The following is a 22,568-nucleotide window of genomic DNA, read 5'->3' on the forward strand; positions in this document are numbered from 1 at the left end:
GTCGGGGCACGGTGCCAAACTGCGGCCTCTCACGGTAGTCGCCAACGACCGGCACCTGCACGCGCCACCATTACGCCCGACGCAGGCCAGCCCATCACCCCTCCCGCGTGCGGCCGCATTTGTGGCGTCTCGCATTGTCATTGGCCCTTATCACGGCCAGCACTGTCCTGGTCTTGACGATGGCCAGGCGCGCCTCGCGTACCTGCCGCATGGCGTCTTCGAAAATCCTTTCGCTCCTGACGGCGAGCGGATATGCGTCATCTGACGGGGTGACATGTCTCTTTGCCATGACGTCGATCCCTGATGGCAGCGGGACATATTCGGCGCTAGTTTCGTTCAGGCGTAAGGTCGTTGTTCCCGAAATCCGGCTCGCTACGCTCGCGCGAGCGGCCGAGAATCAGCAATATTGCCTCGTTTTCCAGGGCCTTGTGAACGCCAGCGGCGATGGCTTCGGCACGGGAGCCGTAGGTCGTCTCGGGGCCCGTCTCATCGCCCTCCACAGCCCACTGCCCCCCATCCACCGGCACTACGTGAATCGTCGTAACAGTCATTTCGTTACCTCATTCCCAAGATTCCATGACTTAGGTGTAGAGGCCTTTCGTGGCTGCGACTGTCGGGCGATTTCTTACTTTCGTGGATCACGATGGCGAAAGTAGGGGCGCGAGCACACACCAGATCCCGGGACGGCGTAGAAGCGCAGGCAGTTCCACCGGGCGTGCATGCCTGGGACGCCGGCTGAGGCCGCTGTGGCTGACTTCGTGAAGCCCGCGCGCCGTGACGCGCGGTTTTCCCGGTTTTCCCGGCTTTCTTGGCGTTCTCGGCGTTCTCGTTCTTCAGGCCCGGTACTTTTCCCACAGTTCCCGGAGAACCGATTCCGGCAACGGCGCCGGGGCGAAGCCGGCGACGTTGCCGAAAACGCCAAGGACGCGGCGCCTGAAGGCATCCAGGTCCGTCGTCGGTTCAGGCGATGCACTGGCGATATCGATGATCGTATGCAGTTGCCCGGCGGAGAGGCCGGCGATTGCGGACCACAGGTCGTCGGGGCTGGCGCTGGGACACGGCAGGAATCGGGCAAGCATCGGTTATCCTCAACGTGGATCCATGATGGCTAACGCACCGCCGCGCCGCGCTTGTTGCCGTCCGGGTAGACGGCCGCCTGGAACGGCGCGAGGCCGATCCGCGCGACCACGTCGACGAAGCGCTCGGCATCGCTGTCGCGGTGCGCGAGGTAGGTGCCGATCAGCCGCTCGACCACGTCCGGCACCTGTTCCTGCGCGAACGACGGGCCGATGATGCGGCCGATCGCGGCGCCGCCGCCCGCGTGGCCGTCCCGGCTGTCGGCGCCGTTCTGCCGCCCGCCGATGGTGACCTGGTACCAGGCCTCCCCGGCCTTGTCGACGCCAAGGATGCCGATATGGCCGACATGGTGGTGCCCGCACGAATTGATGCAGCCCGAGATGTTCAGGTCGAGCTCGCCGATGTCGTGCACATGGTCGAGATCCTCGAAACGTTCCTGGATCGCCTGCGCCAGCGGAATCGACACCGCATTGGCGAGCGAGCAGAAGTCGCCGCCCGGGCAGGCGATGATGTTGGTGATCCTGCCGACGTTGGGCGTGGCGAGGCCGGCGGCATCCAGCGCGCGCCACAGCGCGGGCAGGCCGCTGCGCCGCACATCGGCCAGGATCAGGTTCTGCTCGTGCGAGACACGCAGTTCGCCAAAGCCGTGGCGCTCGGCGAGGTCGGCCATCAGGTCCATCTGCCCGGCAGTGATATCGCCGGGTGCGCGGCCGGTTGCCTTGAGCGATGCGGTCACTGCCGCATAGCCCGGAACGCGGTGCGGATGGACGTTGCTGTGCAGCCAGAGCCGGAATGCGCGGTCGGTTCGGGCGAGTCCGGCGCTCTCGTCGGCATCGTGTACTGCGGTGAGATCGTATGGCGGCACCGTGAAGCGCGCGGCCACCGCCGCAACGAAGTCTTCGGTGACGGTATCCGGGCCTCCCCGGATGCGCTGCCACTGCTGCGCAACCTGTTCGCGGAAAACCTCGGGCGTGAGGTCCTTCACCAGGATCTTGATGCGCGCCTTGTATTTGTTGTCGCGCCTGCCATGCAGGTTGTAGACGCGCAGCGTGGCCTGCAGGTAGGTCAGCAGGTCCTGCCAGGCCACGAAGGGATTGATCAGCTTGCCCACCATGGGCGTGCGCCCCATGCCGCCGCCGACCCACACGCGGAAGCCGACCTGGCCGTCCTGCTCCACCGCCTGCAGCCCGATGTCGTGGACGCCGACCGCGGCCCGGTCGGTGGTGGCGCCGCTGATCGCGATCTTGAACTTGCGCGGCAAGTAGGCGAACTCAGGGTGCAGCATCGACCATTGCCGCACGATCTCGCACCACACCAGCGGGTTCACCAGCTCGTCGGGCGCGATGCCGGCGAAGTGGTCGGTGGTGGTGTTGCGGATGCAGTTGCCGCTGGTCTGGATCGCGTGCATCTGCACGGTGGCGAGTTCCGCGAGGATGGCGGGCGCGTCTTCCAGGCGCGGCCAGTTGAACTGCAGGTTCTGCCGCGTGCTGAAGTGCCCGTAGCCGCGGTCCCAGCGGCGCGCAATCTCCGCCAGCTTGCGCAGCTGCCGTGAAGCCAGCATGCCGTAGGGAATGGCCACGCGCAGCATGGGGGCATGGCGCTGGATGTACAGGCCGTTCTGCAGCCGCAGCACGCGGAATTCTTCCTCGTCGAGCTCGCCGTCCAGGAAGCGGCGGGTCTGGTCGGTGAACTGCACGACCCGTTCGTCGACCAGCCTCTGGTCGATCTCGTCATAGACATACATGGTGAAGGTCTCCTTGCGCCCCGGGGCGCTAGTCTTTTGCCCGTGCCCGTTCGATGGACATGTCGGTCGGCATCATGTTGAGGTCGGCGTTGTGCATCACCCACAGCGAGCCGGCAACGACGATGACGATCAGGAAGCCGGTACAGGCGAAGATGGCGGTGTTGCCGCGCTGGCCGGGACCGGTGCCCAGGTGCAGGAAATACACCAGCTGCACCAGCAACTGCGCGACGCACAGGCCCACCACCAGCGTGATCGCGGCATGGCTCTGCAGCGCCCCCGTCATGACCGTGGCAAACGACGCCACGGTGAGCGCGACCGACAGCAGCAGGCCGGTGGTGTAGCTGCGCACGCTGCCGTGGCTGGCGTGCTCGCCCGGATGGACGGAATGCAGATGGGACGGCTTCATGCGAACTCCCGCAGGTAGATGAAGGTGAAGACGCAGATCCAGACCAGGTCCAGGAAGTGCCAGAACAGGCTCAGGCACGCCAGCCGGCGGCGCACGATGTCGTCGAGGCCGAAACGCCGGATCTGGTGGATCATCACCGCCAGCCAGAACAGGCCCGCGGTGACGTGCAGGCCGTGCGTGCCGACCAGCATGAAGAAGGCCGACAGGTAGGCGCTCACGCCGGGGCCGGCGCCCTGGTGCAGCAGGTGGGCGAACTCGTAGACCTCCATGGCGACGAACAGCGCGCCCAGCACGAAGGTGGCCGCGAGCCAGCGGATCATGCGCGGCGCGGCATTCGCGTCCTGCCGCAGCATGGCCAGGCCGAAGGTGTAGCTGCTCAGCAGCAGCACCATGGTTTCGGCGAACACGAACGGCAGCTCGAACAGTTGCCGCCCGCCCGGTCCGCCCGCCGTATTGCCGGACAGCACGCCAAAGGTGGCGAACAGCACCGCGAAGATCAGGCAGTCGCTCATCAGGTAGAGCCAGAAGCCCAGCGTGGTATGGGCGGCGGCATCGTGATGGCCGTGGTCGGCAGCGTGCGCGGTGTCGTGTGCGGTCGCGTGTGTGGCGTCCGCGCCCGGATGGTGCAGGGTAGGGGATAGCGTCGGATTCATGGCTCAGGCAGCTTGCTGCAGTTGGGCGTAGCGGGCGCGCTCGATGCGCTCGACTTCGGCGGCCGGGACGTAGTAGTCCACGTTGCGGTCGTAGCTGCGCAGCACGAAGGTCGCGATCGCGCCGACCAGCCCGGCGATGGCAACCAGCCACATGTGCCAGACCAGCGCGAAGCAGAACACCAGCCCGAACACGGACACGAGGAAGCCGGCCGCGGTGGGGCGTGGCATGTGGATGTCCTCGTAGCGGGCCGGCTGGCGCCATGCGCGTCCGGCTTCCTTGTCGTCCCAGTGCTGTTCCAGCGAAGTGATGTGCGGCACCTTCGCGAAGTTGTAGAACGGCGCCGGCGATGCCGTCGACCATTCCAGGCTGCGGCCGTCCCACGGATCGCCGGTCAGGTCCTGGTTCTGCTTGCGGTCGCGGATGCTGACGGCCAGTTGCACGATCATGGCCAGGACGCCGGCGCCGATGACGAAGGCGCCGATCATCGCTACCACCAGGTAGGGATGCCAGTCCACATTGGCGTAGTGGTTCATCCGGCGGGTCATGCCCTTGAAGCCCAGCACGTAGAGCGGCATGAAGGCCAGGAAGAAGCCGGCCAGCCAGCACCAGAACGAGACCTTGCCCCAGAACTCGTTCAGCTTGAAGCCGAACACCTTGGGGAACCAGAAGCTGATCGCGGCCAGGCAGCCGAACAGCACGCCGCCGATGATCACGTTATGGAAGTGGGCCACCAGGAACAGGCTGTTGTGCAGCACGAAGTCGGCGCCCGGCACTGCCAGCAGCACGCCGGTCATGCCGCCGACCGCGAACGTCACCATGAAGCCGATGGTCCACATGGTCGAGGTATGGAAGCGGATCCTGCCCCGGTACATGGTGAACAGCCAGTTGAACAGCTTCACGCCGGTGGGGATCGAGATGATCGACGTCATGATGCCGAAGAAGGCATTGACGTTGGCGCCCGAGCCCATGGTGAAGAAGTGGTGCAGCCAGACGAAGAACGACAGCACGCCGATCGACGAGGTGGCATAGACCATCGACTTGTAGCCGAACAGCGGCTTGCGCGAGAACGTGGCGATGATTTCGGAGAACGCGCCGAACGCGGGCAGGATCAGCACATAGACCTCGGGGTGCCCCCAGATCCAGATCAGGTTCACGTACATCATGGCGTTCCCGCCCAGCTCGTTGGTGAAGAAATGCATGCCGAGGTAGCGGTCGGCGGTGAGCAGGGCCAGCGTGGCGGTCAGCACCGGGAAGATGGCGACGATCAGGATGTTGGTGATCAGCGCGGTCCAGGTGAACACCGGCATCTTCATCAGGGTCAGGCCCGGCGCGCGCATGCGCAGGATGGTGACGATGAAGTTGATGCCGGTCAGCGTGGTGCCGAGCCCGGATATCTGCAATGACCAGATGTAGTAGTCCACGCCGACGGTCGGGCTGTAGCCGAGTTCGGACAACGGCGGGTAGGCCACCCAGCCGGTCGCGGCGAAGTCGCCGACAAACATCGACAGCATCACCAGCACCGCGCCCATGGCCGACAGCCAGAAACTGAGCGAGTTGACGAACGGGAAGGCCACGTCGCGCGCGCCGATCTGCAGCGGCACGATCACGTTCATCAGGCCCACCACCAGCGGCGTGGCCACGTAGAAGATCATGATCACGCCGTGCGCGGTGAAGATCTGGTCATAGTGGTGCGGCGGCAGGTAGCCGGCGGCGTCGCCGTAGGCGACGGCCTGCTGCGTGCGCATCAGGATCGCGTCGGCGAAGCCGCGCAGCAGCATGACCAGCGCCAGGATGATGTACATCACGCCGACTTTCTTGTGGTCGACCGAGCAGATCCATTCGGTCCACAGGTATTTCCACTTGCCGAATTTCGTGATCGCGCCGAGCAGCGCGGCGCCCAGCACCAGCACCACGGCGAGCGTCACCATGATGATCGGCTCGTGGTAGGGGATCGCCTCGAGGTTGAGTTTTCCTAGCATGTCATTGCTCCATGCGGCCGGGGAGCGCCGACGGGACGCGTTGGAAGGCCTGCAGTGATTCGGGGGTGTTCGCGCGGCAGATCGCGCCGTTGGCCTGCATGGTCTTGTCGACGACCTGGTCGAACAGCTTTGGCGCTACCGATGCATAGAGCGCGACGGGATCCTTGGTGCTGGGCTGCTCCAGCGCGCGGTAGGTGTTCGCGTCAAGCGCCCGGGCCGAGGCCCGGGCCTTGCCGATCCACGCGTCGAAGTCCTCGCGCGAGGTCGCCAGGGTCTTGAAATGCATGTCCGAGAAGCCCGCGCCGCTGTAGGCCGCGGACTGGCCGAGATAGACGCCCGGCGTGTCGGCGATCAGGTGCAGGCGGGTCTGCATGCCTGCCATGGTGTAGACCATGCTGCCAAGCTGCGGAATGAAGAAGGCATTCATCATCGATTCCGCGGTCAGCCGGAAGTTGACCGGCGTGCCGACCGGGATGGCGAGCTGGTTGACCGAGGCGACGCCATATTCGGGGTAGATGAACAGCCATTTCCAGTTCAGCGCGATGACATCGACCTGCAGCGGCTTGACCTCGGACTCGAGCGGCCGATAGGGGTCGAGCTTGTGCGTCGAATCCCAGATCAGCACGGCCAGGCAGGCCACGATGACGCACGGGATGCCCCACACGACGATCTCGATCCCGGTCGAGTGCGACCACCTGGGCGCGTAGGTCGCGCGCGTGTTGCTTTCGCGGTAGCGCCAGGCAAACCACAGCGTCAGGAAGATCACCGGGATGACGACCATCAGCATGACGAACAGCGCGATCAGGATCAGCGATTTTTCCTGCTCGCCGACGCTGCCCTTGGGATTGAGCAGTTCGAGGTTGCAGCCGCTGAGCAGGGCGCTAAGGCCGGCGGCCAGCAGCAGCGCGCCGATGCGAGGCGGCCGGGCGGGCGATGGACTGAGCCTGGGGGAAGGGTGGGGCAGCGGGCCTTGTCGATCTTTGTTTGCCGGCCCGGCGGTAGGTTTGAGCATGTCGGACACCTTGGTTACGGATTACCGAAGGCATCCGGCCACGCGCTCCGCTTCAAGTGCTGCGTCAGCCGCGCGGAAGCGTGGCTTGTATGGATTCCCTCGACAATGTCTGGCATGCTAGTCGAAGACAAAGGCCATACATCGAGGAAAAATTTGGCGACAGAGTCCATACAAGATGGCCGCAGCGCTGATCGGATCGCCAGCCCATGGGATCTGCGGATCACGGCATCCGGCGGGGCCCGGTATCTGCAGATCGTCGATTTCATCGAGCAGGCAATCGGCGAAGGCCGGCTGGTGGCTGGCGACCGCGTGCCACCGCAGCGCAACCTCGCGAAATCCCTCGGCGTTGACCTGACCACGGTGACGCGCGCCTATAACGAGGCGCGGCGGCGCCAGCTGATCGAAGCCAGGGGCGCGCTTGGCACCTTCATCGCCGCGCCGCGCGCGGAACTCGCGCGGGTTGTCGACATGAGCATGAACGTGCCGCCGCCGCCGGCGGGCGTGGACTTCCAGGACCTGTTGCGGCGTGGCCTGAACCAGGTCCTGCTGCGCAGCGACCCGCACCTGCTGATGACCTACCAGCTTGGCGGCGGCAGTGCATCGGACCGGTCGGCCGGCGCGCTCTGGCTGGCGCCGATGTTCGGGCAGGTCGACACCGCGCGGCTGGTGGTGTGCCCCGGCGCGCAGTCCGCGCTGGCCGCCGTGATCCTGAGCCGTACGCGGCCCGGCGAGGCGATCGTGACCGAGCCGCTGGCCTACCCGGGCATCCGCGCCGCGGCGGCGCAACTGGGCCGGCGCGCGCTGATCGCGCCGTGCGACGCGGACGGGATGCTGCCTGATGCGCTTGCCGCGGCGCGCGCCAAAGGGGCCACGCTGGCCTACCTCAACCCGACGGCGCAGAATCCGACCACGCACACCATGCCGGCCTCGCGCCGGGCAGAGATCGCCAGGACCGCGCAGCAATGCGATATCGCCTTGCTGGAGGATGACCCGTACTGGCTGCTGACGCCGTCGGCACCGCCGCCGCTCGCCAGCTTTGCGCCCGAGCGCACCTGCTACGTCGCGACGCTGTCCAAGGCGCTCACGCCGGGCTTGCGCACTGCCTATGTCCTGTTGCCGGAGGGCAGGGGTAGCGGCGACCTGCTGGCAGCGCTGCGCGCCTTTGCGCTGATGGCCGCGCCGATGACCGCGGCGCTGGCCACGCAATGGATCCATGACGGCTCGGCCATGCAGCTGCTCGAAGGCATCCGCACTGAAGCGCTGGCGCGGTGCGCACTGGCAAGCCGGTGGCTGAGCGGGATCGGGCAGCTGCCGCCCAGCGCCATCCACGTATGGCACCGCTTGCCCGCCCAGTGGTCGGCGCAGCAGTTGACCCGCGCCGCGCTGGCGGAAGACCTGCGGGTCACGCCTTCCGACGCGTTCTGGGACGGGCCCGACGCGCCCAATGCCATCCGCATCTCGCTCGGGGGCGTGGACAGCCACGCGCAGCTGTCGCTGGCGCTGAGGAAGCTGGCGGCGCTGCTGGAGCGCCGGCCGGCGTCGGAGGTGGGGATGGTGGTGTGAACCGCCTGGCGTCGCGCAGGCGGCGCCGACGTCAGGCGTGAAAAACGAAGTTGATCACCGCGTCCGAAAACTCCGCCGGCAATTCCCAGTTCGACAGATGCGCCGCATTGAGCGCGAGATACTCGGCGTTGGCAATGCCATTGGCCAGTTCGCGCCCCTGTTCGGGCGTGGTGGCGGCATCCTGCACACCAGCGATCACCAGCACGCGCGCCTCAATGCCGGCCAGCAGGCCGCGCAGGTCGGCATCGCGCACCGCGGCGCAATTGGCGATATAGCCGTCGGCATCGGTCGAGGCGAGCATCGACAACACCGGCGCCAGGCGCGCCGGATCGCCGGCGAGCGCCGCCGGAGTGAACCAGCGGGCCAGCACGCCTTCGGCGATGGCTGCCATGCCTTCGGCCTGCACGCGCTCGATGCGGGTGTTCCAGCCGGAAGGCGGGCCGATCAGCGCCGCGGTATTGGCCAGCACGAAGCGGCCGAAGCGTTCGGGGTGATGACGCGCCAGCCAGATGCCGGTCATGCCGCCCATCGACAGGCCGCAGAAGTGCGCGCGACCGACGCCGGCGTGGTCCATCACGGCGAGCACGTCGGCGCCCAGCTCGGCCATGCCGAACGGCGCGGCCGGCACGGCGGAGGCGCCATGGCCGCGCGTGTCGTAGCGCAGCACGCGGAAGCGCTCCAGCAGCGCCGGCATCTGCGGATCCCACATCGACAGGTTGGTGCCGAGCGAGTTGGACATGACCAGCACCGGCGCGCCGGCCGGGCCCTGGAGTTCGTAGTGCAGGCGCAGCCCGTCACGGGAGGCAATGCTCATGACGCGGCCTCGCTCAGCGGATCGAAGACGGATGCGGCGCCAGCGGCGTGACGGCGATCTTCATGTACGGGAACAGCGGCAGGGCCGACAGCAGGTTGTGCAGCGCCTCGTTCGACTCGACGTCGAACACGCTGTAGTTGGCATACTCGCCGACCACGCGGTACAGGTGCAGCCACTTGCCCTGGCGCTGCAGGTCCTGCGCGTAGGCCTTCTCGCGCGCCTTGATCTCGTCGGCCTGCGCGGCGGGCATGTCGTGCGGCAGGTTCACGTCCATTCTTACCAGATACAGCATCGGGTTCTCCTCGTTCCAGTCTGGTGGTGAAAATTCAGGCGCGACCGCTGTCGCGGCGATAGTGCGCCAGCTTGTCTTCGTCGAGCGCGATCCCCAGGCCGGGCCCTTGCGGCAGGTGCAGCGCAAAGTCGCGGTACACCGGCCGCTCCAGCACGATATCGTCCTTGAGCAGCAGCGGGCCGAACAGCTCGGTGCCCCAGGCCAGTTGCGGCAGCGTGGCGAAGCCATGGGCCGCGGCGATGGTGCCGACGCTGCCTTCCAGCATGGTGCCGCCATACAGCGCGATGCCGGCCGCATCGCCGACCGCGGCGGTGCGCAGCATGCCGAAGATGCCGCCGGACTTGGCGATCTTCAGCGCGAACACGTCGGCGGCGCCAAGGCGGGCCAGTTCCATCGCGTCCTCGGGGCCGCACACGGCTTCGTCGGCCATGATGGGCACGACGAAGCGCGCCGCCAGCCGGGCCAGCGCGGTGCGCTGCTCGCGCGGCGTGGGCTGCTCGATCAGGTCGATGCCGGCGGCTTCGAGCATGGCGATGCCGGTGGCGGCATCCGCTTCGTTCCAGGCCTGGTTGACGTCGACGGTGACGCGGGCACGGTCGCCCAGCGCGCGCTTGATCGCGGACACGTGGGCCACGTCCTCGCGCACGCCGCGCCGGCCGATCTTGAGCTTGAAGGTGTCGTGGCGGCGCTCGGCCAGCAGGCGCTCGGCCTCGTCGATGTCGCGCGCGGTATCGCCGCTGGCCAGCGTCCACAGCACCGGCAGCGTGTCCCGCACGGCACCGCCCAGCAGCGTCGACAGCGGCACGCCCAGGCGCTTGCCCTGCGCGTCCAGCAGCGCGGTCTCCAGCGCCGACTTGGCGAAGCGGTTGCCGCGCGCCACCTTGTTCAGCCGTGCCATGGCGGCATGCACGTTGGTGGCGTCCTGCCCGAGCAGCGCCGGCGCCAGGTAAGTGTCGATGGTCAGCTTGATGCCCTCGGGGCTTTCATCGCCATAGGACAGGCCGCCAATGGTGGTGGCCTCGCCGATGCCTTCCACGCCATCGGCGCAGCGCAGCCGGACGATCACGAGGGTCTGCCGCTGCATGGTCGCCATGGCGAGCTGGTGCGGGCGGATGGTCGGCAGGTCGACCAGGATGGCCTCGATCGACTCGATGGCCGCAGAGCTGGATTGTGTCGCCACTTTCATACCTTCCTGATGCAGTTGAATGTTGCATCGGAGTATGGATGGCTATTTTTCAGCTGTCCAAGACCGTTGTCGTCTGATTTGATACTTCAAAAGTATGGATTGCCGCCGGCTGCAGGCCGAGAACGGCGCCGACGGCTACCAGGTGTCGGCGGTGCGCTGGAATCTGCTCCGCTCCCCGGGCCCGCCAGCAGGGCGCGGCCGGATCGCACGCGCTCGCCTATATTGTGAACGCAGCCATGCAGCCAGCCGGGTCTCCGGGGCTGCGGCGGCCGCGGGAGGCGAGCCATGAAGATTGCGTCGATCGACACCATCGTGCTGCGCGTGCCATTCACGGTCGGCGGGGTCTCCGCCGCCGGCGTGTGGGGCGGGGCGGGTTTGCAGGCCGCCGATTCGCTGCTGGTCAAGGTGACCACGGACGACGGCATCGTGGGCTGGGGCGAAACCTTCGGCTTTATCGGCATCCCGATGGCCAAGGCGGCGCTCGACCAACTGCTGGCGCCCGCGTGCATCGGCATGGATGCCACGCAGCCTGAGGCGCTCGGCCTCGACCTGCAGCGCCGGTTCCACGTCTTCGGGCGCAGTGGCGCCGTGCTGTACGGGCTGTCGGCGCTCGATATCGCGCTGTGGGATATCTGCGGCAAGGCCGCCGGCCTGCCGCTGTACCGGCTGCTGGGCGGAACGCGGCGGGAATACCTGCCCGCGTATGCCAGCCTGATCCGCTACGCCGACCGCGCCACGATCGCGGCCAACCTGCAGCGCGCGATCGCCGATGGCTATCGCAGCGTCAAGCTGCACGAGGTGGACCTCGCCGTCATACGTGCCGCGCGCGAGGCAGCCGGGCCGGATATCGAAATCACGCTGGATGTGAACTGCCCCTGGTCGCTGGCCGAGGCCATCGACATGGCGCGCGCACTGGCGCCGCTGTCGCTGCGCTGGCTCGAGGAGCCGCTGTGGCCGCCGGAGAACTATGCCGGACTTGCCGCGTTGCGCCGGCAATGCGGCATTGCGGTTGCGGCGGGCGAGAATGCCTCGACGCTGATGGACTTCCACCAGATGCTCGGCGCCGGCGCTGTCGACATCGTCCAGCCCAGCCCGGCCAAGATGGGCGGCATCAGCCCGCTGCGCAAGGTATTCGCGCTGGCCGAGGCGCACAACACGCAGGTGATGGTCCATACCTTCTACGACGGTCCCGGACTGCTGGCCAGCGTCCATGCCACGGCGGCCCTCGGCGATGCGCGCGCCATGATCGAATGGCGCTACTTTGACATGGAGGCCCGGGTGCTCGGCGATGCGGTGCTGCCGCGCGACGGGATGATCCGGGTGCCGGACGGGCCGGGGCTGGGTATCGATCCCGATCCTGAGGTGATCCGGCGCTACCAGGTCGCCTGATTCCGGTTCCTGCCGACCCTGCAGGCAAAGTTGCCTGCAGCCCAACGGTCTGCGGAAAGTGCGGGGGCGGTACCAACACCGCACCCATTCCGTCGCACCGTCAGCGCCCCACGCTGTTCGATTCCTGCGCCACCCAACCTGCTTAGAAATGTCATGCGAGGCCTGTACGCTGCACATCCGGCAACGCCTGGCAGCAAACTTGCTTGTCTGGTGCATGTGGCCGGCAGGGACACATTGGTTGGGAGAAGCCATGCATCAAGCACGCATCACCGCGCACAAGGGAATCCTGGTTGTCGAACTGGTGCCTGACCAGGCAAACGGCGACGGCACCACGGCCAGCAAGCTCCGCAACCTGGCCACGGTCATTCATGACACGGGACGGCACCTCGGTGTCTCGGAAGAAGCCTTGGCGCTGCTCAAGATGGTGAAACGCGGCCTGGACCGCATCGGCGACTTTGCCTGGTTCAGCAGTGATGACGGGAAAGATCATTTCGCCTGGCTCGGAGGCCCGAAGCGGCTGGTGGATCCCGCCTCGGTGGCGGCTGCCCGGGACTACGCGATCCTTGCACACCGCGTCATCCCCAACCAGGTGCCGGATGGCGCAAAAGTGGCGATCGAGACGAATTTCTGAGCAGGCACCAGTCGTCGCATTCAGCGCTTGCTGGCGGCTTGCGCCGCGAACGTCCGCCACTCGCGGAACACGGTGTCGAGGCACGCCGCGGTCCCGCAGCTGTCGCGCTTCCTGCGGAACGCGGCAACCTCGGCCTCGGTGATCGTGCCGGCCTTCAGCTGACGCTGCTGGTCGGCATGGATGCGCTGGTAGCCCATCGAAAACAGCGCCGACTCGCAGATCAGCCGCTGCGATGGCACGCGGCCAGCAGGCGCAGTTGACGGGTCGCAGTCGATATCGGTGGCGGCATGGGCTGCGCCGGCGAGCGCAAGGGCAACGGCGCCGATGCAGCGGTGCATAAAGGGGGAGCGGAAAAAGCGGTTCATGACGACTTATGCAGCGGCACGGCCTGATGGCGCCGTGGTGCCGAACTGCTTGCGGTAGGCGGATGGCGAAATGGCAAAGGTCTGGGCAAAGTGCTGGCGCAACGAAACCGCCGAGCCGAACCCGACCAGTCCGGCGATCACGTCGACGCTCTTGCCGGTGGTCTCCAGCAGCCGCTGCGCTGCGGTGAGCCGGTGGTTCAGCAGCCACTGCGTCACCGTGGTGCCGGTCTTGGCCTTGAAGCGCCGGGTGAAATTGCGTCGGCTCATGCCTGCCTTGTCGGCCAGCAGGTCCAGTGTCAGCGGCTGTTCCAGGTGCTCGATGGCCCAGTCGAGCGTGGTGCTCAGCTTGTCGGCACCCGCGGTCTGCGGCAGCGGCTGCTCGATGTACTGCGCCTGCCCGCCATGCCGGTGCGGCGCCACCACCATGCGGCGCGCCACGCGGTTCGCGACGTCCGCGCCATGGTCGCGGCGCACCAGGTGCAGGCAGCAGTCCAGCGCGGCGGCGGTGCCGGCCGAGGTCAGGATGCTGCCATCGTCGATGTAGAGCGAACGGCGATCGAGCCGGACCCTGGGATAGCGCGCGGCAAAGTCATCGGCCCAGACCCAGTGGGTGGCCGCCGGCCGGCCGTCGAGCAGGCCGGCCTCGGCGACCACGAAGGTGCCCAGGCACAGCCCGGCGATGCGCGCGCCGCGGGCACTGGCGGCCCGCAGCGCCGCCAGCAAGGCCGGCGACGGACGCTCCGCCGGGTCGCGCCAGGCCGGCATGATCACGGTATCGGCCTGTTCCAGCGCGCTGAGGTCATGCTCGACCTCGATCCGGAAGCCCGACATGGTCCGGATCAGGCCGGTCTGCTCGCCGCAGATCAGCAGCCGGTAGCGCGGCACGCCCAGCATGGCAAGATCGTCGCCGAACACGATGCAGGGCACGGACAGGTGGAACGGGCTGATGCCTTCGAAGGCAATCACGGCGACAGTGTGCATCGCTTCCTCGCAGGCAGGGGCGTCTGAAGTTGGCCCGATTCTAGCGGATGTTGTCCATCGGGACGCTTTCGGGGCGGCGGCGGTCGTTGGAAACTGCGTGCAGCGATGTGGCCGCGCGGCTGTCCCGCCAGGCAAGCACGCTCTCCTTCCCATCACGACGAGGACAACGATGACACACCCGACGATCCGCAACCTGGCTGGCGCCAGCGCCCCGACCGCGATCGCAGCCGCCAGCACGGCGCTGCTGGTGATCGATTTCCAGAACGAATACTTCGACGGCAAGCTGCCGATCCCGGACGGCGCGGCCGCGCTCGGCAACGCCCGGCGCCTGGTCGCGCATGCGGACGCCGCCGGCATTCCCGTCTTCCATGTCCAGCACCTGGCGCCGGCGGGCAGCCCTGTCTTTGCGGAGCAGGGCGCCAGCGCGGCGTTCCACCAGGACCTGCAGCCCGCGGGCCACCACACGGTGGTGCAGAAGACTTCGGTCAGCGTGTTTCCCACCACTGACCTGGACCAGCGCCTCAAGAACGCCGGCATCAAGACGCTGGTCATCACGGGGCTGATGACGCACGCCTGCGTCGCGGGCGCCGCGCGCGATGCGGTGCCGCTGGGCTATGGCGTGATCGTGGCGGAAGACGCCTGCGCGACGCGCGACCTCGATCGGCCCGGCGGCGTGGTCCGGCATCGTGACCTGCACCAGGCCGCGCTGGCGAGTATCGAAGACACGTTCGGGGACGTGCTGACGACGGAGCAGGTGCTCAAGCTGCCGGTGGTCTGACAGCGGCGGACACGTGCCCGCCCGCTGACGCCGCGCGCCTGCAGGACTACGGTTGCCCCTTGGCCAGCCGCATCGGATCCACCAGGCGGTCGAACGCCTCGCCGCTCAGCAATCCCAGCGCGATCGCCGCTTCCCGCGGCGAGATGCCTTGCGCAAGCGCGAGTCTGGTGATCTGCGCCGAGCGGTCATAACCCAATACCGGGTTGAGCGCGGTGACCGCCAGCAGCGGGTTGTCCAGGTTGCGCGCCAGCCGTTCGGGGTTGACCGCCAGCCCCTGCACCAGCCGAAGTGCGAAGACGCGCGCGCCGTCGGCCAGCACGCGTATCGACTGCAGCACGTTGTAGATCAGCACCGGCTTGGCCACGTTCAGCTCGAAGCTGCCGGAGGCGCCCCCCATGGTCACGGTGACGTGGTTGCCGGCCACCTGCATGGCGGCCTGCGCCACGACCTCGGCGATGGTCGGATTGCGCTTGCCGGGCATGATCGACGAGGTCAGGCCATCGTCGGGCAGCACCAGCTCGCCCAGCCCGCAGCGCGGACCCGAGCCCAGCCAGCGCAGGTCGTTGGCGATCTTGGTGAAGGAGACGGCAACCACGTTGAGCACGCCCGAGAGCTCGACCAGTGCATCGTGCGCGGCCATGCCCTCGACCTTGCAGGGATTGGCGCGGAAGGCCTGGCCGGTCAGCTGGCTGGCTTCCTCGCAAAAGGCCTCGGCAAAGCCCGCCGGCGCGTTCAGGCCGGTGCCGGCCGCGGTACCGCCCTGCGGCAGCAACAGCAGGCGCGGCAGGGTGCCGCGCACGCGTTCGATGGCGTTGTCGAGCTGCGCGGCAAAGCCGTCGAACGCCTGCCCCATGGTCATGGGCACGGCGTCCATCAGGTGCGTGCGCGCGATTTTGAGCACATCGGCAAAGGCCTCGGCACGCTCGCGCAGGGTGTCGCGCAGCTGCGCCAGGGCGGGCAGCAGCCGGTCTTCCAGCTCCAGCACCGCGCTCAGGTGCATGACCGTCGGGAAGCTGTCGTTGGAGGACTGCGAAGCGTTGACGTGGTCGTTCGGGTGCACCGGCGCGCGCGTGCCCAGCGGCTGGCCAAGCCGCTCGTTGGCGCGGTTGGCGATGACCTCGTTGGCGTTCATGTTGGTCTGCGTGCCCGAGCCGGTCTGCCAGATCGTCAGCGGGAAATGGCTGTCGAAGCGGCCGCAGCGCAGCTCGTCGGCGGTGGCGACGATCGCCTCCGCGATGGCCGCGTCGAGCACGCCGCAACGCAGGTTGGCCCGGGCCGCCGCCATCTTGTGCACGCCGAAGGCATGGAGCAGGCAGCCGGGAAAGCGTTCTTCGCCGACCTCGAAGATCGCCAGCGCCCGCTGCGTCTGGGCGCCCCAGTAGCGGTCGGCGGGGATGTCGACCGGCCCGAAGGCGTCGTGTTCTACGCGATATGCCGTCATGGTGTTGAATCCAGCGCTCGGTTCGGCGCTTAGTCCAGCGAGATGTTGGCCTTGGCCGCCACCGCCTTCCAGCGCACGATCTCGGCCTGGGTGTGCTTGTCGAGCGCGCTGGCGGTGTACTGCTCGGGCGGCAGCAGCTGAATCGCCTGCGCCGACATCTTGCCGGTGAAGGCCTTGTCGGCCATGACCTTCAGGTAGGCCTGCTGCATCTTGTCGATGACGGCCTGCGGCGTGCCCCTGGGCGCGTAGATGCCGTACCAGGTGCTGGCCTCGAAGCCGGGCAGCCCCGATTCGGCCAGCGTGGGCACGTCCTTGAGCTGCGCCACGCGGGTCGCCGACGTGACCGCCAGCGGCCGCACCTTGGACTCGGTGATCTGCGGCAGCGCGGTATTGGTCTGGTCTAACATGCCATCGACCTGGCCACCGATCACGTCGATCAGCGCCGGGCCGGCCCCCTTGTACGGCACCAGCGATACCTGCATGCCCGCCGACGAGGCGAACAGCGCCGCCACCAGGTGCGAGGTGGAACCCATGCCGGCATTGCTCAGGTTGAGCTTGCCCGGGTTCTTCTTGCCGAACTCGACCAGGTCGCGCACGTTTTTCGCGGGATGGTCCTTGCGCACCATCAGCACCATCGGCGTATCGGGAAAGCGGAACACCGGCGCGAAGTCCTTGACCGGGTCGTAGGGCAGCTTCTTGTACAGCGCGGGCGCGGCGCCCATGTAGCCCATGTGCCCGACCAGCATGGTGTAGCCGTCAGCCGGCGCGCGCGCGGCCTTGGCCGTGCCGACAGTGCCGCCGGCGCCCGGCGAGTTGTCGATGATGATCGACTGGCCGACCTCGCGCGAGACCCGCTCGGCGATGGTGCGCGCCAGCGCGTCGGTAGGGCCGCCGGCTGCGAACGGGACGATCCAGGTGATCGGCTTGGCAGGCCAGGCCTGTGCCACGGCAGGGGATGCAGCCACGGCCGTGGCGAGCGCCAGCGCCGCGCACGCGGCCACTTTGCGGATGGGGTTCATGGGTTGTCTCCTTGGTGTATTGGCGATGTGTGTTGGCGTGCTGCCTCAGGCCGGGGACTGCTCTCGGGACAGCGCGACAGCGCGGTCGACCATCTGCGGCGCGAGGCCGAGGTAATTGGCTGGATCGGTCATGCGGTCGATGGCGGCGCGGTCGAAGTGCTGCGTAACGGCCGGCAGCGCGGCCAGCGCGTCGGCCAGCGTGCCGCCGTGCTCGTTGACCGTGCGGCAGGCGTCGTAGACCACGTCGTGCGCCTGCTGGCGGCCGATATGCGGGGCCATCCCCATCATCACGGCCTCGGCCACGATCAGGCCGTTGGAGATGCCGAGGTTGTGCTTCATGCGCGCTTCGTCGACGATCAGGCCGCCCAGCGCAAACTTCGCCTGGTGCAGCGCTCCGGCGGTCAGGATGAAGCTCTCCGGGATCGCGATCCACTCCGCATGCCACGGCCCGGTGGCGCGCTCGAAGTCCTGGACCATCGCATCGACCATCAGGCCGGCATGCTGGCGCACCGCCTTGGAGGCCGCCAGCATCAACTCGCTGGAAATCGGGTTGCGCTTCTGCGGCATGGTGCTGCTGGCGCCGCGGCCCTTCACGAAGGGCTCGTACACCTCGGCAAACTCGGTCGACGCCATGATCATGATGTCGAGCGCGATCTTGCCCAGCGAACCGGTGATGAGCGCGAGCAGGTTGACCGCTTCGGCAAAGCCGTCGCGCGCCACGTGCCACGTGGTGGCCGGCACGCCCAGGCCGAGTTCCTGCGCCAGTGCTTCCTGCACCGCGAAGCCCTTGTTGCCGCCTTCCTTGTTGTCGCTTTCTCCGCCCAGCGACGCCAGCGTGCCGGCCGCGCCGGCGAACTCGACCACGGCCACGCGCGGCCGCAGTTCGGCCAGGCGCTGCTGGTGGCGGTCGAACATGGCCAGCCAGATCGCCGCCTTGTAGCCGAAAGTCACCGGCAGCGCCTGCTGCAGGTGGGTGCGGCCCGCCATCGGCGTGTCGCGGTGCCTGACCGCGAGGTCGGCCAGGATGCTGCGCAGCGCGCGGATATCGGCGTCGATGCTGTCGAGCGCGTCGCGCACCTGCAGCGCGACCGCGGTGTCCATGATGTCCTGCGTGGTGGCGCCCCAGTGCACGTAGCGTCCGGCCTCGCCGCACATTGCCACCAGCTGGTGTACCAGAGGCAGGATCGGATAACCGACAATGTCGGTTTCCTCGCGCATGTGGTCGAAGTCGATGCGCTCCAGGCGCGACTCGCGGGCGATGACCTCGGCCGCTTCCGCGGGGATGATGCCGACCCTTGCCTCGGCTCTGGCGAGTCCGACCTCGACGTCGATATGGCGCTGGATCAGGGCCACATCGGAGAAAATCTGGCGCATCCCGGCGGTGCCGAAGGCATCGCGGAACAGGATCGAGTCAACGACGGTGCTGGCCGTGGGAGCAGAGAACAGGGGCATGTGGCTACCTTGAGAGCGAGAGGGTAGTTCGTTAATATGTTCGAACATATCCGGTATTAAATATGTTCGAACATATTTAGAAAAGGAGGGTAAACCCGCGTCCAGACCAGGCCGCGGGCAGGCGGTCATGAGCAAAACCAATCCGGCAGAGATCAGCAGGCAACTTATCGAGGGCATCACAAGCGGCCGCTACGCGGTCGGCTCGCTGCTGCCCACCGAATTCGAGCTGTGCGAGCAGTACCAGGCCAGCCGCTACACCGTCCGCGCGGTACTGCAGGAGTTGCAGCAGCTGGGGCTGGTGTCGCGGCGCAAGAACGTGGGCACGCGCGTGGAATCGGCGCGGCCGCGGCCGGTGTTCCGGCCGTCGCTGGCGTCGGTGGACGACCTGGTGCAGTTCGGCGCCGAGCATCTGCGCCTGGTGCAGTCCGTGGAGGAGGTGGCGGTGAGCGCCGAGGTGGCGGCCGAAATCGGCTGCGAGCCGGGCGCGCGATGGCTGCGGATTTCCAGCCTGCGGATGGATGGCGGCAAGGACGGCACGCCGATGGCATGGACCGACGTCTACGTGGATCCTGCCTATGCCGAGCTTGGCGAACTGGTGCGCGCGTCGCCGGGCATGCTGGTCAGCACGCTGATCGAGTCGCGCTATGACCGGCAGATCGCCGAGATCCACCAGGATGTGCGTGCGTTCGCGATCGGTGACCGCCGTATCGCCGAAGCGCTCAGGCTGGAAGCGGGCGCGGCCGCGTTGAAGATCGTGCGGCGCTACCTGGACGCGGCCGGCGAGACCTTCGAAGTTTCGGTGACAGTGCACCCGGCCGACAGTTTTTCTGTTTCGATGCGCTTGCAGCGGTCGGCGGGGTAGGGATCGGCAAGCCGATAAAAAATGCTTCCCTTGCCCTTACGCCGGGCGAGGCGGCTGCTGCACGTCGGGATGCGCGGATGCTTGCTCGCCCTGACCGCCTGCCAACGACAGGCCAAGCTGTAAGTAAATGTTATATACATGACTTAAAAGGCATATTATTGCGTGGGCTCCACTTTACTTCTGGTAAGTCCCTAGGGACGAAATTAGAGCAAATACTCTAATCTTCGCGTTGGTCTTTGTGCGGTGCACCAGAGGCCATAACCATTTGGAAACCAAGCTCGACCGGTGACTTGTAGCCTTGCGGCAGGCGACACCCGGCGGCCACAGGAGGCGTACCCAATGTCCTTTTTTACGTCCGATCAGTTTGCGGCAGTCCATAAGAACAACCTGAACAGTCTGGCCAAGCTGTCGAATACCACCTTCGAAGGGATCCAGAAGCTGACGGAACTGAACCTGCAGGCGGCCAAGACAGCAATGGCTGAAGGGCAGGGAATGCTGCAAGCCGTGTCGGCCAACAAAGATCTCGGGGATGTCCTGTCAGTCCAGGGCAGCGTGCCGCAGCATGCAGCGGACAAAGCCATCGAGTACGCGCGTCACGTGTGCGAGATCGCAACGCAGGCCCAGTCCGACCTGGCAAGGGCCGTTGAAGAGCAATATGAGCTGCAGCAGCGCAATGTGCAGGCCTTCGTCGACGCCTTCGTGAAGAACGCCCCGGCTGGTTCGGAAGCAATTTCCGCCACGCTGCAGGCGACATTAGATAGCGCCACGCAGTCCTACCGAGCCGCGCAAGCCCTCAGCCAGCAGTTGACCGGCCTGGCTTCCGCCTCGTTCAACGCAGCCCCCGGCGCGGCCACGCACCGCTAGCCGGCGAATCGGGCGCGGCGCGCGCGCCGGCATAGCCGGTATCCATCCAAGAAGAAACTCGGCCATCGATCGGTTGACCCTGCTGCATGACGCATGAGGGCTGCAGCCGTTGCGATAAGCCGTTAACGTCGGCCTGCCATTCCGGCAGGCCAGGGGTCTTTTACTTTGCAAAAAGAGAGAATCAGCATGAAAAGAATCGCACTGGTCACCGGCGGCATGGGTGGCCTGGGAGAGGCCATTTCCATTCGCTTGCACGACGCGGGCTATACGGTGGTGGTCACCCATTCGCCGGGCAACACCAAGGTCCAGGAATGGGTGGCTTCCATGGCTGCCGCCGATCGCGAGATCCGCGCCTATGAGGTCGATGTGGCGGACTATGAAAGCTGCCAGGCGGGCATGGCACGCATCCTGGCCGAACTCGGCCGCGTCGACATCCTGGTGAACAACGCCGGCATCACGCGGGACATGGCGTTCAAGAAGATGGACAAGCCAAACTGGGATGCGGTGATCAGGACGAATCTCGACTCTGTGTTCAATGTCACCAAGCCACTCTGCGAGGGCATGGTGGAGCGCGGCTGGGGCCGGATCATCAACATCTCGTCAGTCAACGGTTCCAAGGGCGCCTTTGGCCAGACCAACTATTCCGCGGCCAAGGCCGGCATGCATGGGTTCACCAAGGCACTGGCCCTGGAGGTCGCCAGAAAAGGCGTGACGGTCAACACAGTGTCGCCGGGCTATCTGGCCACCAAGATGGTGACTGCCGTGCCGAAGGAGATCATGGACAGCAAGATCCTGCCGCAGATTCCGATGGGGCGCCTGGGCAAGCCCGAGGAAGTGGCAGGACTGATCGCGTTCCTTTGCTCCGAGGATGCGGCCTACCTGACTGGTGCGAACCTTGCCATCAACGGCGGCCAGCATATGGACTGACGTAGGGATGGAGCAGCCAGTCGCCGTCAGGGCGGTGGGCTGCTTAGCGTCGGCTTGCCTGTTCGTGGTCGCAATGTTCGACGGAACAAAAAAATGCCCGCCATGACTGGCGGGCATTCCCGGACAACGAAAGCGGTGGTGAAGCGCCGGGCTTACTCCAGCTTTGCCCCAGAACGCTCGACGATATCCTTCCACTTCTTGTAATCCGACTGCACCAGGTCGGAGAACTCTTTGGTCGTCATCAGCTTGGCTTCCGCGCCTTGCTCCTGGATCGCCTGGATCATCGCCGGCGTGGCGAGGACCTTGTTCACTTCGGCGTGGATGCGGTTGACCACCTCGGGCGGCGTCTTGGCAGGGGCGAACAGGCCGTACCAGGTGCTGACGTCCACCTGCTTGTAGCCGCTTTCCGCCACGGTGGGCACATCGGGCAGCGACGTGCTGCGCGTGGCCGAGGTAACGGCCAGCGCGCGCAGCTTGCCCGCCTTGACCTGCGCCAGCGCCGACGGCACCGATGCCACCATCAGGTCGACGTTGCCGGCCAGCGCGTCCATCATCGCCGCGTTGGAGCCCTTGTAGGGCACGTGCAGCAGCTTGATGCCCGCCGCGTGGCTGAAGATCTCGGCGGCCAGGTGGATGGTGGTGCCGTTGCCTGGCGACCCATACTTGACCGCGCCCGGCGCGCTGCGCGCGGCGGTGACCACGTCGGCCAGCGTCTTGAAGCGCGAATTGGCTGACGTGACGATCACGATCGGCGTGTAGGCGACATGGCTGATCGCGACCAGGTCGCGGTTGGGCACATAGTTGACCGACTTGTACAGCCACGGTGCGACCACCAGGTTGTCCTTCTGGCCCATCACCAGCTCGTAGCCGGTCGGCGCTGCCCGGACCGCCTCGGCGATGCCGAGCGTGCCGCCTGCGCCCGGCTTGTTGTCCGGCACGAAATTCCACTTGGTGGCCTGGCTGACCTGGGTCGCCACCAGGCGCGACAGGATGTCGGTGCCGCCGCCGGGCGGGAACGGAATCACCAGCCGGATCGGCTTGGTGGGAAAGCTGGCCGGGGTTTGCGCGTGGGCGCTCGTCAGTCCGCATGCCACCAGCAGGGTGGCAAAGAGGGCCTTCAACATCTTGTTTC

At 66.8% G+C, this 22,568-nt stretch carries 23 protein-coding genes; 7 read left to right on the forward strand and 16 right to left on the reverse strand.

Annotated features, from left to right (window positions below; genetic code table 11):
• Nucleotides 1–326: 326 nt before the first annotated feature.
• The 7 genes from J8I82_RS01665 to cyoA all read right to left on the reverse strand — a co-directional run bounded on the left by J8I82_RS01665 (nt 327) and on the right by cyoA (nt 6,872).
• Nucleotides 327–551: a DUF2188 domain-containing protein gene (locus J8I82_RS01665; protein WP_209754050.1), complete on the reverse strand. Its 225-nt coding sequence runs from the start codon at nt 549–551 to the stop codon at nt 327–329.
• Between the two features lie 282 nt (nt 552–833).
• Nucleotides 834–1,079, reverse strand: a complete 246-nt coding sequence (locus J8I82_RS01670; RefSeq protein WP_209754052.1) for a hypothetical protein — start codon at nt 1,077–1,079, stop codon at nt 834–836.
• A 29-nt stretch (nt 1,080–1,108) separates the two neighbouring features.
• Nucleotides 1,109–2,821 carry a nitrite/sulfite reductase gene (locus J8I82_RS01675; RefSeq protein ID WP_209754054.1) on the reverse strand — a complete coding sequence of 571 codons (1,713 nt, stop codon included), beginning with the start codon at nt 2,819–2,821 and terminating at the stop codon, nt 1,109–1,111.
• A 28-nt stretch (nt 2,822–2,849) separates the two neighbouring features.
• On the reverse strand, nt 2,850–3,227 hold the full coding sequence (cyoD, locus tag J8I82_RS01680) for a cytochrome o ubiquinol oxidase subunit IV (RefSeq protein WP_209754056.1): 378 nt from the start codon (nt 3,225–3,227) through the stop codon (nt 2,850–2,852).
• Nucleotides 3,224–3,880: a cytochrome o ubiquinol oxidase subunit III gene (gene cyoC / locus J8I82_RS01685; protein WP_209754058.1), complete on the reverse strand. Its 657-nt coding sequence runs from the start codon at nt 3,878–3,880 to the stop codon at nt 3,224–3,226. The genes cyoD and cyoC overlap by 4 nt, the downstream gene beginning before the upstream one ends.
• A 3-nt stretch (nt 3,881–3,883) precedes the next feature.
• Complete coding sequence (gene cyoB / locus J8I82_RS01690; protein WP_209754061.1) at nt 3,884–5,860, reverse strand: cytochrome o ubiquinol oxidase subunit I; 1,977 nt, start codon at nt 5,858–5,860, stop codon at nt 3,884–3,886.
• A 1-nt stretch (nt 5,861) separates the two neighbouring features.
• Nucleotides 5,862–6,872 (reverse strand): ubiquinol oxidase subunit II, encoded by a 1,011-nt coding sequence (gene cyoA / locus J8I82_RS01695; RefSeq protein ID WP_209754063.1) that lies wholly within the window; start codon nt 6,870–6,872, stop codon nt 5,862–5,864.
• Nucleotides 6,873–7,025: 153 nt separating this feature from the next.
• Here cyoA and J8I82_RS01700 point away from each other — a divergent pair, with 153 nt between their 5' ends.
• Nucleotides 7,026–8,435 carry an aminotransferase-like domain-containing protein gene (locus J8I82_RS01700; RefSeq protein ID WP_245179298.1) on the forward strand — a complete coding sequence of 470 codons (1,410 nt, stop codon included), beginning with the start codon at nt 7,026–7,028 and terminating at the stop codon, nt 8,433–8,435.
• Nucleotides 8,436–8,466: 31 nt separating this feature from the next.
• On the opposite strand, the gene pcaD is transcribed toward J8I82_RS01700, so the two are convergent.
• From pcaD to J8I82_RS01715, 3 genes are read right to left on the reverse strand one after another with little or no spacing between them, the layout of a single operon-like run.
• Nucleotides 8,467–9,249, reverse strand: a complete 783-nt coding sequence (gene pcaD / locus J8I82_RS01705; RefSeq protein ID WP_209754067.1) for a 3-oxoadipate enol-lactonase — start codon at nt 9,247–9,249, stop codon at nt 8,467–8,469.
• Between the two features lie 13 nt (nt 9,250–9,262).
• Nucleotides 9,263–9,541 (reverse strand): muconolactone Delta-isomerase, encoded by a 279-nt coding sequence (gene catC / locus J8I82_RS01710; RefSeq protein WP_029048466.1) that lies wholly within the window; start codon nt 9,539–9,541, stop codon nt 9,263–9,265.
• A 34-nt stretch (nt 9,542–9,575) separates the two neighbouring features.
• Nucleotides 9,576–10,727, reverse strand: a complete 1,152-nt coding sequence (locus tag J8I82_RS01715; protein WP_209754069.1) for a muconate/chloromuconate family cycloisomerase — start codon at nt 10,725–10,727, stop codon at nt 9,576–9,578.
• A gap of 285 nt (nt 10,728–11,012) precedes the next feature.
• On the opposite strand from J8I82_RS01715, the gene J8I82_RS01720 reads away from it, so the two are divergent.
• Together J8I82_RS01720 and J8I82_RS01725 are read left to right on the forward strand one after the other, a co-directional pair.
• The gene (locus J8I82_RS01720; protein ID WP_209754071.1) at nt 11,013–12,116 is read left to right on the forward strand and encodes a mandelate racemase/muconate lactonizing enzyme family protein; all 1,104 of its coding nucleotides are present in this window, start codon (nt 11,013–11,015) and stop codon (nt 12,114–12,116) included.
• A gap of 250 nt (nt 12,117–12,366) precedes the next feature.
• Nucleotides 12,367–12,747: a hypothetical protein gene (locus J8I82_RS01725; RefSeq protein ID WP_209754073.1), complete on the forward strand. Its 381-nt coding sequence runs from the start codon at nt 12,367–12,369 to the stop codon at nt 12,745–12,747.
• A 20-nt stretch (nt 12,748–12,767) separates the two neighbouring features.
• Here J8I82_RS01725 and J8I82_RS01730 read toward each other — a convergent pair whose 3' ends face one another.
• Nucleotides 12,768–13,112: a hypothetical protein gene (locus J8I82_RS01730; protein WP_336620886.1), complete on the reverse strand. Its 345-nt coding sequence runs from the start codon at nt 13,110–13,112 to the stop codon at nt 12,768–12,770.
• Nucleotides 13,113–13,118: 6 nt separating this feature from the next.
• Complete coding sequence (locus J8I82_RS01735; protein ID WP_209754075.1) at nt 13,119–14,093, reverse strand: GlxA family transcriptional regulator; 975 nt, start codon at nt 14,091–14,093, stop codon at nt 13,119–13,121.
• A 169-nt stretch (nt 14,094–14,262) separates the two neighbouring features.
• Between J8I82_RS01735 and J8I82_RS01740 the strand changes: the two genes are divergently transcribed.
• Nucleotides 14,263–14,871: a cysteine hydrolase family protein gene (locus tag J8I82_RS01740; RefSeq protein WP_209754077.1), complete on the forward strand. Its 609-nt coding sequence runs from the start codon at nt 14,263–14,265 to the stop codon at nt 14,869–14,871.
• A gap of 46 nt (nt 14,872–14,917) precedes the next feature.
• Here J8I82_RS01740 and J8I82_RS01745 read toward each other — a convergent pair whose 3' ends face one another.
• The 3 genes from J8I82_RS01745 to J8I82_RS01755 are packed head-to-tail and all read right to left on the reverse strand — an operon-like array spanning nt 14,918 to nt 18,783.
• Nucleotides 14,918–16,312 (reverse strand): class II fumarate hydratase, encoded by a 1,395-nt coding sequence (locus J8I82_RS01745; RefSeq protein WP_209754079.1) that lies wholly within the window; start codon nt 16,310–16,312, stop codon nt 14,918–14,920.
• A 29-nt stretch (nt 16,313–16,341) separates the two neighbouring features.
• Nucleotides 16,342–17,331, reverse strand: coding sequence for a tripartite tricarboxylate transporter substrate binding protein BugD (locus J8I82_RS01750; protein ID WP_209754081.1), 990 nt, complete (start codon nt 17,329–17,331; stop codon nt 16,342–16,344).
• 45 nt (nt 17,332–17,376) lie between these two features.
• A complete protein-coding gene (locus tag J8I82_RS01755) occupies nt 17,377–18,783 on the reverse strand; it encodes a class-II fumarase/aspartase family protein (protein ID WP_209754083.1) in 1,407 nt (468 codons plus the stop codon).
• Nucleotides 18,784–18,910: 127 nt separating this feature from the next.
• On the opposite strand from J8I82_RS01755, the gene J8I82_RS01760 reads away from it, so the two are divergent.
• The 3 genes from J8I82_RS01760 to phbB all read left to right on the forward strand — a co-directional run bounded on the left by J8I82_RS01760 (nt 18,911) and on the right by phbB (nt 21,436).
• A complete protein-coding gene (locus J8I82_RS01760) occupies nt 18,911–19,645 on the forward strand; it encodes a GntR family transcriptional regulator (RefSeq protein WP_209754085.1) in 735 nt (244 codons plus the stop codon).
• Nucleotides 19,646–19,984: 339 nt separating this feature from the next.
• Nucleotides 19,985–20,509: a phasin family protein gene (locus J8I82_RS01765; RefSeq protein WP_209754089.1), complete on the forward strand. Its 525-nt coding sequence runs from the start codon at nt 19,985–19,987 to the stop codon at nt 20,507–20,509.
• 186 nt (nt 20,510–20,695) lie between these two features.
• Entirely contained in the window at nt 20,696–21,436 is a 741-nt protein-coding gene (gene phbB / locus J8I82_RS01770; RefSeq protein WP_209754091.1) for an acetoacetyl-CoA reductase, read from the forward strand.
• Between the two features lie 152 nt (nt 21,437–21,588).
• On the opposite strand, the gene J8I82_RS01775 is transcribed toward phbB, so the two are convergent.
• Nucleotides 21,589–22,560 carry a Bug family tripartite tricarboxylate transporter substrate binding protein gene (locus J8I82_RS01775; RefSeq protein ID WP_209754093.1) on the reverse strand — a complete coding sequence of 324 codons (972 nt, stop codon included), beginning with the start codon at nt 22,558–22,560 and terminating at the stop codon, nt 21,589–21,591.
• Nucleotides 22,561–22,568 lie beyond the last annotated feature (8 nt).

The organism is Cupriavidus consociatus (assembly GCF_017814975.1).
In the GTDB taxonomy this organism is placed as follows: domain Bacteria; phylum Pseudomonadota; class Gammaproteobacteria; order Burkholderiales; family Burkholderiaceae; genus Cupriavidus; species Cupriavidus consociatus.

Excerpts from the sequence above, each read along its gene's own strand:
- cyoD (WP_209754056.1), bottom strand. The coding sequence starts at position 3,227 with ATGAAGCCGTCCCATCTGCATTCCGTCCATCCGGGCGAGCACGCCAGC.
- cyoC (WP_209754058.1), bottom strand. The coding sequence starts at position 3,880 with ATGAATCCGACGCTATCCCCTACCCTGCACCATCCGGGCGCGGACGCC.
- J8I82_RS01740 (WP_209754077.1), top strand. The coding sequence starts at position 14,263 with ATGACACACCCGACGATCCGCAACCTGGCTGGCGCCAGCGCCCCGACC.
- J8I82_RS01715 (WP_209754069.1), bottom strand. The coding sequence starts at position 10,727 with ATGAAAGTGGCGACACAATCCAGCTCTGCGGCCATCGAGTCGATCGAG.
- J8I82_RS01750 (WP_209754081.1), bottom strand. The coding sequence starts at position 17,331 with ATGAACCCCATCCGCAAAGTGGCCGCGTGCGCGGCGCTGGCGCTCGCC.
- J8I82_RS01765 (WP_209754089.1), top strand. The coding sequence starts at position 19,985 with ATGTCCTTTTTTACGTCCGATCAGTTTGCGGCAGTCCATAAGAACAAC.
- J8I82_RS01755 (WP_209754083.1), bottom strand. The coding sequence starts at position 18,783 with ATGCCCCTGTTCTCTGCTCCCACGGCCAGCACCGTCGTTGACTCGATC.
- cyoA (WP_209754063.1), bottom strand. The coding sequence starts at position 6,872 with ATGCTCAAACCTACCGCCGGGCCGGCAAACAAAGATCGACAAGGCCCG.
- J8I82_RS01665 (WP_209754050.1), bottom strand. The coding sequence starts at position 551 with ATGACTGTTACGACGATTCACGTAGTGCCGGTGGATGGGGGGCAGTGG.
- J8I82_RS01725 (WP_209754073.1), top strand. The coding sequence starts at position 12,367 with ATGCATCAAGCACGCATCACCGCGCACAAGGGAATCCTGGTTGTCGAA.
- J8I82_RS01675 (WP_209754054.1), bottom strand. The coding sequence starts at position 2,821 with ATGTATGTCTATGACGAGATCGACCAGAGGCTGGTCGACGAACGGGTC.
- catC (WP_029048466.1), bottom strand. The coding sequence starts at position 9,541 with ATGCTGTATCTGGTAAGAATGGACGTGAACCTGCCGCACGACATGCCC.
- pcaD (WP_209754067.1), bottom strand. The coding sequence starts at position 9,249 with ATGAGCATTGCCTCCCGTGACGGGCTGCGCCTGCACTACGAACTCCAG.
- J8I82_RS01775 (WP_209754093.1), bottom strand. The coding sequence starts at position 22,560 with ATGTTGAAGGCCCTCTTTGCCACCCTGCTGGTGGCATGCGGACTGACG.
- J8I82_RS01730 (WP_336620886.1), bottom strand. The coding sequence starts at position 13,112 with ATGAACCGCTTTTTCCGCTCCCCCTTTATGCACCGCTGCATCGGCGCC.
- J8I82_RS01745 (WP_209754079.1), bottom strand. The coding sequence starts at position 16,312 with ATGACGGCATATCGCGTAGAACACGACGCCTTCGGGCCGGTCGACATC.
- J8I82_RS01760 (WP_209754085.1), top strand. The coding sequence starts at position 18,911 with ATGAGCAAAACCAATCCGGCAGAGATCAGCAGGCAACTTATCGAGGGC.
- J8I82_RS01735 (WP_209754075.1), bottom strand. The coding sequence starts at position 14,093 with ATGCACACTGTCGCCGTGATTGCCTTCGAAGGCATCAGCCCGTTCCAC.
- cyoB (WP_209754061.1), bottom strand. The coding sequence starts at position 5,860 with ATGCTAGGAAAACTCAACCTCGAGGCGATCCCCTACCACGAGCCGATC.
- J8I82_RS01720 (WP_209754071.1), top strand. The coding sequence starts at position 11,013 with ATGAAGATTGCGTCGATCGACACCATCGTGCTGCGCGTGCCATTCACG.
- J8I82_RS01670 (WP_209754052.1), bottom strand. The coding sequence starts at position 1,079 with ATGCTTGCCCGATTCCTGCCGTGTCCCAGCGCCAGCCCCGACGACCTG.
- phbB (WP_209754091.1), top strand. The coding sequence starts at position 20,696 with ATGAAAAGAATCGCACTGGTCACCGGCGGCATGGGTGGCCTGGGAGAG.